Below are 12,010 nucleotides of genomic sequence, written 5' to 3' on the forward strand. Positions count from 1 at the left end.
GGCGCCTTGGCCGGAAAGCCTCGCTCCTTTGTTCCCCGCGCTTACAGTCATCCTTTTCGGCGCAGGTCTCGAGGGAGGCCGGGGCCGGCCAGGGCTGAGGCGCGACAGGGGGCGGGGTTGAACAAGCCTGCAGGATTGCCGTATCCGGTCAAGGAACTGCTGACGGCCGCGCGATTGGAAGTCGCCGCGGAACTGCGCAGCGACGGCAAGGACGGCAGCAAGGCCTCGCTCTCGGCGGGGCGCCGGGTGTCCAGTGCCGACGGCAGGCACGAGTACCTGTTCGACTGCAAGAGGTGGCTGGACGAACTCGATGGCAAGGCGGCGCTTGTGCGCACGTCGAGATCGACGGGCGTGTGGACACCGGCAGAGGTGTCGCGCATGCCCGAGGGCAAGGTGCGCGTCGTGACCGAGGCGGACCTCGGAGCAACCCCCTCCCATGTGCAGATCCGGGAAGACGACGCGGCTCCCTGGCGCGTTCTCGTAGAACGGCTGGAGACGGTGGGCCAGCCGAATCACCCGGTCCGGGCGGAACGCGCGGCCTGGACCCTCGGACAGGGCGACCCGCGGCCGGGGAAACGTGCAGGAGCCACCGCCCAATGGGTCGCGAACTGGGCGTCTCTCAAGCTCAACCCCCGTCAGCGCCAGGCGGTGGAACAAGCCCTCGACGGAGACGTGCTGTTCCTATGGGGCCCACCGGGGACAGGGAAGACCGATGTTGTCGGGCACATCGTCGAAGGGTGCTACCGCCAGGGGCACTCGGTGCTCTTCCTGGCTCCCACCAACGTCGCCGTGGACCAGGCTCTGGAACGCATATGCGAGCTGCTCTCGAAAGAGGAGGGGTTCGACAACGGGCTCGTGCAGCGCGCGGGGGCCATCACCGGCGTCTCGCTGCGGGACACGTACGGAGACCAGGTCGACGCCGAACGGATCGCGGCGCGACTGAGCGCCCACCTCGATGAGTCCCTCACACAGCTCGCCGCGGCCTTGCGGCAGACCCGAGCGGGCATAGCCGTCCACGACAGGGTGGATGGCCTTCGTACGGACCTCGCCGCTGCTCGGCGTGCTCAGACCGATGCGGGCATCAGCCGGACGGGCCACGCTCAAGCCCAGAACACCGCTCGATCCGTGATCGCCGCCCAAGAGGAAGTGATCAGGAAGACAGGAGCCCCGACCGGCATCTTCGCCGGCCGTAAACAGGCCCAGCTCGACAAGGCGCACGCCGCTCTCCGCCAGGCCCGCATCGACGTCCAGCAGGCGTCGACGGGGCTGGCGGCAGCGGAACGTGACCTGCGCCGGGCCGCGGCCGAGGTCGACAGGCTGGACAAAGCGCTCACAGCCGAACAGCCGAAGCTCTCCGGGCTGCCCGCCCGCTCGACCCTGCTGTCCCAGGCCGAGCACATCCAGCAGCAGATCGGCGAACTGGAGGAACAGCGCCGGAAGATCAAGGAGACCGTGCGCTCGAAATGCCGGGTCCTCGGTGCGACGGTGACCATGGCCGTGCAGGTGCGCAAACTCCTCGACCGAGTGGACGTGGTCGTCGTCGACGAGGCCGGGATGGTCAATCTGCCGTCCGCCTGGTACGCCGCCGGACTGGCAGGGAAGCGGATCGTGTTCGCAGGGGACTTCCGCCAGTTGCCGGCGGTGACGAAGGGGGACAGCGACCGCAAGGCAACGGAGGCCGAGCAGGAGCACGCTCGTCAATGGACGGCACGGGACGTGTTCTCCAGTGCCGGCCTGGTGAGCGCGGGCGGATCGGTGATGCCGGATGCCCGGCTCGTCGCACTCGACACCCAGTACCGCATGCGGAGCGCGATCTGCGACCTCGTCAACACCGTCGCGTACCCGGATGCACCACTGAAGACCGGCCGCGACGACGATTCGCGGATTCCGTTCAACGGACTGGTCGACGCGCCACTGATCCTCGTCGACACCTCGCACCGGCGCATCCGTGGTCGCGATCACCAGACCAACACCGTTCATGAGGCCGCCGTCCACGAACTCGTCCGCGGACTTCAGTACGAGGGCGTGCTGCCCGGCCGCAAGTGGGACGACGTGCCGGTCGGGGAGAGGGCAACTGACCGCCTGGCCGTGATCGCCCCGTACAGAAAGCAGGTCCAGGCGCTCAAGAGCAGCCTCGGCTACCGTTTCGGGGAACAATTCGAGGGCCTGGTCGACACTGTGCACCGCTTCCAGGGCAGCCAGCGCCCCATCGTCATCGTCGACACGACGGCCGGGGCCGGCACCCATCCCGGCTACTTCTTCCAGGGCACCGGACTGTCCTCGAACACCTGCCGGTTGCTCAACGTCGCGCTCAGCCGGGCCCAGGACCACCTCATCGTCATCGCGGACGTCGAGCATCTACGGCAGCACCTGTCCGCGACCAGCGAAGCACGACGAATGCTCGACCATCTCGAAGCGCACGCCCAGCGCATCTCAGTAGACCAGCTCATCCCCGTCCGTGAGGCCGCACAACTCGCCTCCCTCTCCGAGGAAGAACTCGCCCGGCCGGCCTTCTTTCCGGCCGACGAGGTGCCTCGCGCCGTGAGCTGGGACATTAACCGGGCCGCGCGCAGCATCGAGGTCTACTGTCCCTTCCTCGATCCACGCCCCGTGCGCACGTGGGCTACGCAACTGGCCAAGCGAGTGGCGGACGGCGTCAGCGTGACCGTCCGCACCAGGCCGCCAGAGGAGCAGTCCTCGGACGCAGCTGTGCAGCGTGTCCGCGGACTCGTCCAGGAACTGCGGGCGGCCGGATGCCAGGTGGAGTTCCGTGAACGCATGCACGAGAAGGTGCTCATAGTCGATGCCGCCGTGCTGTGGCACGGTTCGCTCAACTTGCTGGCGAACTCGGGCCCGACGGATCTGATGATGCGCCTCACGGACCCCGCCGCATGCAAACGCGTAGGGCGCGTGATCGAGCGGGCACGCAAGGAGCGCGCCGCGTGGAATCCAAGGACCTCTCGTCCGTCGGACGGCCCGACCGCGACGCGGGGTGGAAGTCGGCTCTACCTGAATGTTCCCTATGCCGAGAAGGACGAGGCGAAGCGGTTGCTCGGAGCGCGGTGGGACAGCGCGCGCCGCCAGTGGTATGTGGACGCGGACCGCGTCAGCCGCGAGCAGGCGTCGAGATGGTTGCCTAACCGCCTTGACGGAGACGGCGATTCCTGAGGGCACGCCCCTTCTGCCGAGCCGGGCGAGATGTACGTCATGCAGGTGTGCAGGCAGGTGTTGGCCGATTGGCGCCCTTTTCGGGCCTCGCCGATGGTTTCACCCTGAAGGAACGTGAAGGAAGCCGCGCACGGGCAGCGCTGAGGGGGACGCCATGTCCGTACCGCTCTACGCTCCCGTGCTGCCGACTCGGCCGCATGCTGTGTCCGCCTACCGCGCGTTGACGCCGGACATACAGCGCCGGATCGCTCCGTTGTGGACGTTGCCACCTCGTCCCGGTTTCCTGCCGACCCCGCTGGCCCAACGGATCCGGAAGGAGGCCGGTGACGTCACCAGTGCCCATCGTCATGGGTCCGGCTGGCTGGACGCGCCGTTCGCCGACGACATCGAAGCCGACGCCCTGTCCGACGCTCTCTCTCCTGATTGGTGGGATCACCGCAATCTGTGGCCCGTCACCGGACCGGGGCGCCCGGGCGCACAACAATCGCTGGCCCTCGCCGTGGCACGACGACGCGAAGACGGACTTGGATTGCGGGTCAGGGTTCCTGGCGCGTGGAACGACAGCACGACTTCGGAAGTCCTTGACCTGCTGCATCGACTTCCGCCGAGGTACCCCGTCGACCTGCTCCTCGACCTCGGCACTGTCCTGCCCGACCGCCCCGATGCGGCAAAGGAGGGCTTGCTCGCCCTGGATACCCTCGTCCCGCTCACCTCCTGGCGCATGATGACCTTTATGGCCGGTGGCTTCCCAGATCCGCCGTCCGACTTCCGTGAAGGCGTCCCGTACGAGGCGCCCCGCTCGGACTGGGAGACCTGGGAAATGATCCAGCACAGCGAACGTATGTACCTTCCCCGACTTATTTACGGCGACTACGGCATTCATCCCGCCACATATGTGGCACAGGTTCCGCCCGCGCGCAACGGGGGTCCGCCGTGGGGTGTCCTTCGGTACACGACCGCCCGCTCCTACCACCTGTCCAAAGTGCCGCACGGTACCAAGTACGACGACACCAACCGGGACGCCGCCGGATCTCTCACCCGCCTCGCGGACTTCCGGGGCCCCGGGGCGGGCGCAGGGGAGAGGTGGCTGCGAGACCGGACCCAGGGCAGAACCAGCACAGGCAACCACACCGTCTGGAATCGGGTGGGGAACGTCCAGCACCTGACCTTTGTGGCTCGAAGTCTCGCAGGGTGATAGCGGATTGCTCCAAATGCGACGGCTGCCAATCGCGGCCAACTGGGAGCACTCCCAATGAGGCCGCGAGTCCCTGAGAAGTCCCAGACGCGCCGCCGCATCCACCCCGACCTGTGTTTGTACTGGTCCAAATGGGTGCGGCGCCGTTCATCCGGAGATGCGTCAGATGTCCCGGAAGATCTCGATCTGCGCCCCGATGGAGTTGAGCCGCTCCGCCAGATCCTCGTAGCCCCGATTGATGACGTACACGTTCCGCAGGACCGACGTCCCCTCCGCTGCCATCATCGCCAGCAGGACGACCACGGCGGGGCGCAGGGCGGGCGGGCACATCATCTCGGCGGCGCGCCAGCGGGTGGGGCCCTCGACCAGGACGCGGTGGGGGTCCAGGAGCTGGAGTCGGCCGCCGAGGCGGTTCAGGTCCGTGAGGTAGATCGCGCGGTTGTCGTACACCCAGTCGTGGATGAGCGTCTTGCCCTGCGCAACCGCCGCGATCGCCGCGAAGAACGGGACGTTGTCGATGTTCAGACCGGGGAACGGCATCGGGTGGATCTTGTCGATCGGCGCCTCCAGCTTGGAGGGCCGGACGGTGAGGTCCACCAGCCGGGTACGGCCGTTGTCGGCGACGTACTCGGGCGTGCGGTCGTGGTCGAGGCCCATCTCCTCCAGGACCGCCAGCTCGATCTCCAGGAACTCGATCGGCACCCGACGCACCGTCAGCTCCGACTCCGTCACCACCGCGGCGGCGAGCAGGCTCATCGCCTCGACCGGGTCCTCGGAGGGGGAGTAGTCCACGTCGACGTCGATGGTCGGCACGCCGTGCACGGTGAGCGTGGTGGTGCCGATGCCCTCGACCTTGACGCCGAGCGCCTCCAGGAAGAAGCAGAGGTCCTGGACCATGTAGTTGGAGGAGGCGTTGCGGATCGTCGTCACGCCGTCGTGCCGCGCGGCGGCCAGCAGCGCGTTCTCGGTCACCGTGTCCCCGCGCTCGGTCAGCACGATCGGCCGGTCGGGCCGCACGGACCGGTCGACGACGGCGTGGTACTGACCCTCCGTCGCCGCGATGTCCAGCCCGAACCGGCGCAGCGCGATCATGTGCGGCTCGATGGTCCGCGTCCCGAGGTCGCAGCCGCCGGCGTACGGCAGCTTGAAGTGGTCCATACGGTGCAGCAGCGGACCGAAGAACATGATGATGGAGCGGGTCCGTACGGCGGCGTCGGCGTCGATCGCCGCCATGTCGAGGTCGGCCGGCGGCACGATCTCCAGGTCGACGCCGTCGTTGATCCAGCGGGTACGGACACCGATGGACCCGAGCACCTCCAGGAGGCGGTACACCTCCTCGATGCGGGCGACCCGACGCAGCACCGTACGCCCCTTGTTGAGCAGCGATGCGCACAGCAGAGCCACGCACGCGTTCTTGCTCGTCTTCACATCGATGGCCCCGGACAGCCGACGACCGCCGACCACCCTGAGATGCATCGGGCCCGCGTAGCCCAGAGAGACGATCTCACTGTCGAGGGCTTCACCGATTCGGGCGATCATCTCAAGGCTGATGTTCTGGTTGCCGCGCTCGATGCGATTGACGGCGCTCTGGCTGGTTCCGAGCGCTTCGGCAAGCTGCGACTGCGTCCAGCCGCGGTGCTGCCGGGCGTCACGGATGAGCTTGCCGATGCGTACGAGGTAGTCGTCTGCCATGAGGCTGAGGTTATCTCAGATATGAGATGGCGCTTCCTGGGGGGTCCATTCGGGTGATGGTCCGTCAACGGCGCCACGCAGAACGGGTCCAGTGCCACCCGAAAGATTCGGATAAATCCACCGATGTCGCACGACATCCGGTGCTGCTGCCCGTCGCCGGCCTTCCCGGCTCACCTTCGGTTACCCCGACTTGGCGTGCTGATAGGTGCACAGACGCGGCGTATTTGGTTTCAAGCGAGACCGTATCGAATGAATGGATGGCGGTACTGTGGCTGCATGACCGCCGACGTTCCCGACCGAACCACCGCCTCGCGCGCGACCGACCGCCCCGGGGACGAATCACCCTTCGCTCTTGGCCTGCTGCTGCGCCGGGCGCACTGGCGTGCGGCCGCGGTGATGGGAGAGGTGCTCCGGCCGCTCGGTATCGAGTTGCGGCATTTCGCGGTACTGATCGTGCTGGTCAACCGCGGACCCACGGTCCAGCGGGACTTGGCGACGGCCACGGGGTCGGACAAGGCCGGAATCATGCGGGTCGTGGACGACCTGGAGCGCAAGGGGCTGGCCGTACGCAAGAACGTTCCGGGGGACCGGCGCGTGCGGGCGGTGGAGATCACGCCTCAGGGGCTGGAACTCTTCGACGCGGCCCATGTCGCGGCGGAGCCACTGGCCGCCCGTTTCGCTGCCGAACTGGGTCCCGGCGAGAGCGAGAAGCTGACGGAGCTGCTGACGAGGCTCGCCTATCCCGCGGCTGACGAGGCGTAAGCGCCCCCGCCGTTCGCGACGAGGGGGACGCCGTATGACGTCCTGGGCCGAGGCGTCACACGGCGTCCATGGCTCAGGGGTTACGCGGCGAGGCGCTCCGCGAGTTCCTTCGCCTTGGTGGCCGCGTCCTCGAAGGCACGCTCGCGGGAAGCCTCATAAAGGGGCACAAGTGTGGACATGGCCGGGTTGCGGGGGGCCATGGTGAGCTCCGGGACGATGAAGTCGAGGTCCAGGCCGAGGGTGCGCTCGAGGACGGCCTCCAGGTAGTTCTGTACGAACTCGAAGCCCTCGCGCGGCGTGCCCGGCGCGTACGAGCCGCCCCGGCTGGCGACGACGACGACCGGAGTGCCCTGGGCGGAGGGCGTCTCGCCCGCGGTGCGGCCCAGCAGGAGCACGCTGTCCAGCCATGCCTTGAGGGTCGATGGGATCGAGTAGTTGTGCATGGGCGCGCCGATCAGAACGGCGTCCGCCTGCTCCAGCTCCTCGATGAGCCGCACGCGCGCGGCGAACGCCGCGGCCTGCTCCGGGGTGCGCTCGGACGGGGCGGCGTAACCGGCGGACCAGGCGTCGGCAGTGATGTGCGGGACGGGGTCGGCGGCGAGGTCACGGTAGATCACCGTGCCCTCCGGGTGCTGCTCCTCCCAGACCCTGCGGAAGGCGGCCGTGACCGAGCGGGACGAGGACGCCTCGCCGGGAAGTACGGACGAGTCGATGTGCAGCAGTGTGGCCATGGACGTTCTCCAGGTGCAGAGCCCGAGGCGGGGAACCGGGGCTGGGGATTCATGCTCGACGATAGTTAAACACGAGACGGTATTGAGTGATACTATCTCGTGTGTACCAAACGGAATCGGATGCATCGAGCGGACGCGTCGAGCGGCTGGAAGCAGGCGATCATGGACGTCTACGAGGCGGTCACGAGCCGACGGGCGGTGCGCGGATTCACCGACCGGCAGGTCCCGACGGACGTGCTGGAGCGTGTGCTGTCCGCCGCGGCCTGGGCGCCCTCCGGATCGAACATCCAGCCGTGGCACGCCTACGTGCTGACCGGCGCACCACTGGCCGAGCTCAAGAAGCGCACCAGCGAGCGTCTAGCGGTGGGCGACCCCTGGGACAAGCCGGAGTACGAGCAGTACCCGCCCGCGCTGAAATCCCCGTACCGCGAACGCCGCTCCGCCTTCGGTGAGCAGCGCTACGGCGCACTCGGCATTCCGCGCGAGGACCTGGAGGCGCGCCAGCGGGCCGCTGCCGCGAACTGGGACTGCTTCGGCGCGCCCGCCGCCCTGTTCTGCTACATCGACCGGGACCTGGGCCCGGCGCAGTGGTCCGACGTCGGCATGTATCTGCAGACCGTCATGCTGCTGCTACGCGCCGAAGGCCTGCACAGCTGCCCGCAGATGGCGTGGGCGAAGTTCCACAGGACCGTCGCGGAGGTCGTGTCACCCCCGGACGAGCTCGTCCTCTTCTGCGGCATGTCGATCGGTTTCGAGGACGTCACGGTGGGTTACGCCCGCACCGGCCGGGCGCCGCTCGACGAGACGGTCACGTTCGTCGACGGTCGCTGACACCGCCGTCCTGTCCTGGACCGCCGCCGCCGACACCGTCCGGCTGCCCGCCACGCCGATCCAGCCGATCGCCGCCAAAGAGGTGGCAGGCGAGGTGGCACAGGTCGCCGCGGGCGCCGCGCTGGGTCGCATCCTGCCGCCACCGCATCTCACACTCCGAGGCAACCGGACCGGTTCGCAGCGATCAGTCCTGGCGGGTCGTATTCATGACGGTGGCGGTCAGCAGTGTTGCGATGGTGTGGTCCACTGCCCGGTTGGCCATCGCGATGACGTTGACGGCGTGGGTTGGGCGGAAGCCGATGAACGGCGCCGGGTCGGGATTGTCTGCGTGCTCGGCCTCGAAGACGTCGGTGTCGCCGAGTCCGGGCCCCATGGCGGAGACGACAAATGGCCGGCCGCCATCTGCCGATTCAGCTGCCGGAACGCCCAGGTGTTCACAGGTTCACTAGCAGGTGGTGCAGACTCTGCAGTCGTTGGGCGAAGATTGCCTCCGCCGACTCGATCACCAGCACGGGCCCGGCCATGGAGCCGAGAGTCTGGGTAGTCAGCGGCGGCTCCATTCTCGTGCGATCGTCTTGTGCACGGCCCGCAGCCGGGGCGACATCACTCCATCGACTCCAGAATGCGGTCGAGTGTCCGGCGCCCCATCCTGCTCATCGTCGGATTGCTCTCGACGTAGTACCAGACGACGCCCATCGCCTGTTCGAACGCCCATGCCTTGCCGCGCTCCCACTCGAGATCGTCACAGCCCAGTGTCCGCCGGAGCACTTCCCGCGGACCCCGCTGCAGCAGATGCCAGGCACTGACCAGATCCAGCGCGGGGTCGGCCGGGCCGAAGCCGCCGGTGTCGAGTACGCCGCTGAGGCGGCCGCCCGCGACCAGCACATTGCCAGGGATCAAGTCACGATGGCTCATCACGTCGGCACTCTTGCGTGGCAGCTCCCGCAGGTGGCTCCACACCTGGCGCAGCCGGGGCACGTCGAGCAGCCCCTCGCTCTCCTCGAAGCACTCCTCCATCCATTCGTTGTGGTGAGTGAGAACGCCGCCACGACCCTCGCCGCTGAAGCGCCGCCCCCGCGTCTCGGCCTTCCGGAGGGAGGCTATGAAGGTCGCAAGGTCCTGTGCGAAAGCGTCCGACCCACTCGGGTCGGCGTCCGAGGCGACCGTTCCCGGCTGCCACGTCTGGACCGACCACGGCATGGGGTAGCCCGCTCCAGGCTCTCCCAGGGCCACGGGTTCCGGGGTGGGGAAGGGAGACACCTGCGCCAGCTCCGCGCTCGCTTGGGCTTCCTGCTCCAGAACCGCCCGCGTCTCTGCGGCATCGGCCAGACGCAGTGGGAAACGTGCCGAGAGGTCGTTCCCAATGCGGAAGATGGTGTTGACCGTCCCGGTCGACTGCAGGGGGCGGATCTCCTTGCCGCTCCACTGAGGGAACTGTTCCTGGATCAAAGTGGCAACTGTCTCGGTGGTCACGTCCACTTGATCACCGTGCATGGTCACCTTTCGCACATTCCTTCGGTCCTTCGCGTTCCCCGGCGTGAGTCGGTCGTCATAGTGGGAGCCGTCACAGCTTCTCGTATACGGATACGTGGCTGCGGCTCGCTCCGGTGAACGGGCTGCGGTCCCAGCCGGCGTAACGCTCGCGCAGGCGCATGCCGGCGAGCTGTGCCATCAGGTCCAGCTCGCTCGGCCAGCAGTAGCGGAGCCGCAGCGGTCGCAGCGTGGTGCCCTTCGCGTCGAACGTCACGCGCTGATAGGTGATCGCCTGCTCGACGGGGTCGTGGAGCAAGAACTCCATGTTCACCGCGGACTCGGACAGGGCACGGGTGGCGACCCGCTGATTGCGGTCGAATTCGGTCACGTCCTGGATGAAGCACTCGATCACGAACAGCCCGCCGGGTTCGAGGACCTTGGCGACGTTGTGGAAGCAGTCGACTTGGCGTGCCTGGCTGGGCAGGTTGAACAGTGTGTTGAAGACCAGGTAGGACATCTGGAAGGGACCGTCCACCGCGACGTCGGCCATATCGCCGATCGTTACCGGGATCTCTGGGCCGCCGGGCTTTGCGCGCAGCTGCTCGACCATCGCGGGCGAGCCGTCGATACCTTCGACCGAGATCCCGCGCGTGGCGAGGGGGAGCGCAACTCGGCCCGTGCCGATGGCGAGTTCCAGGACGCGTCCGCCTGTCGGGACCAGCCCGGCCAGGAAGTCGACGGTCTGTGTGGGGTCGTAGGTGTGGCGCCCGTCGTATTCGTGGGCGTAACGGTCGAAGAACGCAGGATCGTTCAATCCGGTCACGGCGGAGGAGTCAATCACCACGCTTCGAGCCTCGCCAGCGAATAAGTGGCAGGGTCAGGCTCACAAGGTCCGGCTGGGTCGGTCGTCCGTGCGGCGTCCGGCCTGGAGCAGACGGGCTGGGCGGTGGCGCGGGTGCGGGCGGCGACCCGGCGGCCGCGCCGCCAGGCGGCCTTGGGCCCTTTCGGCGTACTGGGTCCGCTGTCCGGTCCGCAGGCCATCCGGTCCAGACGCACGCCCCCGCGTGCCGGCGAATTTCACCGCATCACGCTCGCCGATCTGCCCGTCCGGACGGACATCCACGGAAGTCCGCTGCACCCGTCCCGGCCCACGCAGACCCCAATCCCGAGAAGGACTGAGACTGTGGCGGGTTGTCCCGTCTCCGACCTCACAGCCAGCGCTGAGCCGCTTCGACGCTGTCTCCGCCACTGGTGTTGAACGCGATGGCGGCCTGGGGCGCGTGTCGGCGGATCAGGTTCACGATCTGTTCGAAGAGCGGAAGCAGTGGCTCGGTCTTGCGAATACCGCCCCCGACGACGACCACATCCCACGGACGTTGGGCTAGCGACGCTACGAGTGTGGACTCGGCCGACTCATCGAACACGACCAGGGTCATGGCCGCGTCGATGCCGTGCTCACCGAACCGTGCCAGCTCCTTGTCCAGGGCGGCGTGAAGGGCCTCCCCATCGACGCCGGGTATCGCTTGCGGATCGTAACCAACGACAAGTACGGAAGGCATGCCGCCAACCTACTGGAGGTTTCCTGTACTTGATCTCCCGGACAGGCCCTGATGAGGCCCCTGGCCGAAAGTGAGCCGGCCTTGACGAAGCATCGAACGGCCTGATGGATCCGATCACGGGGGCTCAGGCGAATCGGCCCTGGCGGGACCGGAAGTAGGCGTTGATAGTCCATGAGCCGGGTCCAGACCTCTCTGGGGTCGAGGTGTGGCGCGGACATCCACGACCACCGCAGAGCCGTCCGCGCGGCGCACGAAGTAGTCCGGAGCATGCTCCAGCCACGACTCGAAGCCGACGTGCTGCCCGGTCGTCGCCGCCCAGTACCAGCCCGAGAAGTGACGCTCACCACGCGACCAGCGAAACGGCCGTACCGCGGCCACGTCCTCGAACCATCCAGCAACCCCCAGCACGTCACCTCGTACGACTGGGTTCGCCGGCAAGGAAGGCGGAACGACTGGGTTCGCTGTCAAACGCCTCGATTGGATGACAGCGGACACCGAGTCCGGGCATGACCATCCAGCCCGCATGTACTAGAGTTATCTCGACATCGAGATATCTGCCGAGGCGCACTGCGGTCGCCACCCCAGTAAGGGTTACCTAA

The 12,010-nt window shown here is 67.6% G+C and carries 10 protein-coding genes and 2 pseudogenes; 5 read left to right on the forward strand and 7 right to left on the reverse strand.

Going from position 1 to position 12,010, the window contains the following annotated elements:
• Positions 1 to 6: 6 nt before the first annotated feature.
• Entirely contained in the window at positions 7 to 3,168 is a 3,162-nt protein-coding gene (locus tag SSP24_RS06700) for an AAA domain-containing protein (protein WP_218037068.1), read from the forward strand.
• Positions 3,169 to 3,322: 154 nt separating this feature from the next.
• Positions 3,323 to 4,363: a beta family protein gene (locus SSP24_RS06705; RefSeq protein ID WP_141307860.1), complete on the forward strand. Its 1,041-nt coding sequence runs from the start codon at positions 3,323 to 3,325 to the stop codon at positions 4,361 to 4,363.
• Positions 4,364 to 4,525: 162 nt separating this feature from the next.
• Here the strand turns inward: SSP24_RS06705 and SSP24_RS06710 are convergent, their stop codons facing one another.
• A complete protein-coding gene (locus SSP24_RS06710) occupies positions 4,526 to 6,055 on the reverse strand; it encodes a helix-turn-helix domain-containing protein (protein ID WP_141307861.1) in 1,530 nt (509 codons plus the stop codon).
• A 276-nt stretch (positions 6,056 to 6,331) separates the two neighbouring features.
• Between SSP24_RS06710 and SSP24_RS06715 the strand changes: the two genes are divergently transcribed.
• Positions 6,332 to 6,817, forward strand: coding sequence for a MarR family winged helix-turn-helix transcriptional regulator (locus tag SSP24_RS06715; RefSeq protein WP_141307862.1), 486 nt, complete (start codon positions 6,332 to 6,334; stop codon positions 6,815 to 6,817).
• A gap of 80 nt (positions 6,818 to 6,897) precedes the next feature.
• On the opposite strand, the gene SSP24_RS06720 is transcribed toward SSP24_RS06715, so the two are convergent.
• Positions 6,898 to 7,548 carry an FMN-dependent NADH-azoreductase gene (locus SSP24_RS06720; RefSeq protein WP_141307863.1) on the reverse strand — a complete coding sequence of 217 codons (651 nt, stop codon included), beginning with the start codon at positions 7,546 to 7,548 and terminating at the stop codon, positions 6,898 to 6,900.
• 162 nt (positions 7,549 to 7,710) lie between these two features.
• Here SSP24_RS06720 and SSP24_RS06725 point away from each other — a divergent pair, with 162 nt between their 5' ends.
• Positions 7,711 to 8,379, forward strand: coding sequence for a nitroreductase (locus SSP24_RS06725; protein WP_141308226.1), 669 nt, complete (start codon positions 7,711 to 7,713; stop codon positions 8,377 to 8,379).
• A 4-nt stretch (positions 8,380 to 8,383) separates the two neighbouring features.
• Positions 8,384 to 8,512 (forward strand): annotated as a pseudogene (locus tag SSP24_RS43920) (LysR family transcriptional regulator); the annotation flags it as partial.
• Between the two features lie 51 nt (positions 8,513 to 8,563).
• Here SSP24_RS43920 and SSP24_RS06735 read toward each other — a convergent pair.
• The 5 genes and pseudogenes from SSP24_RS06735 to SSP24_RS43925 all read right to left on the reverse strand — a co-directional run.
• Positions 8,564 to 8,809, reverse strand: a complete 246-nt coding sequence (locus tag SSP24_RS06735) for a DUF6368 family protein (RefSeq protein WP_268255073.1) — start codon at positions 8,807 to 8,809, stop codon at positions 8,564 to 8,566.
• 173 nt (positions 8,810 to 8,982) lie between these two features.
• Positions 8,983 to 9,873, reverse strand: a complete 891-nt coding sequence (locus tag SSP24_RS06740) for an aminoglycoside phosphotransferase family protein (RefSeq protein ID WP_174864623.1) — start codon at positions 9,871 to 9,873, stop codon at positions 8,983 to 8,985.
• Between the two features lie 70 nt (positions 9,874 to 9,943).
• Positions 9,944 to 10,675: a class I SAM-dependent DNA methyltransferase gene (locus SSP24_RS06745; protein ID WP_141308228.1), complete on the reverse strand. Its 732-nt coding sequence runs from the start codon at positions 10,673 to 10,675 to the stop codon at positions 9,944 to 9,946.
• 385 nt (positions 10,676 to 11,060) lie between these two features.
• A complete protein-coding gene (locus tag SSP24_RS06750) occupies positions 11,061 to 11,411 on the reverse strand; it encodes a hypothetical protein (RefSeq protein ID WP_141307866.1) in 351 nt (116 codons plus the stop codon).
• A gap of 198 nt (positions 11,412 to 11,609) precedes the next feature.
• Positions 11,610 to 11,849 (reverse strand): annotated as a pseudogene (locus SSP24_RS43925) (hypothetical protein); the annotation flags it as partial.
• Positions 11,850 to 12,010: the final 161 nt, after the last annotated feature.

The organism is Streptomyces spinoverrucosus (genome assembly GCF_006539505.1).
Lineage (GTDB): Bacteria > Actinomycetota > Actinomycetes > Streptomycetales > Streptomycetaceae > Streptomyces > Streptomyces spinoverrucosus.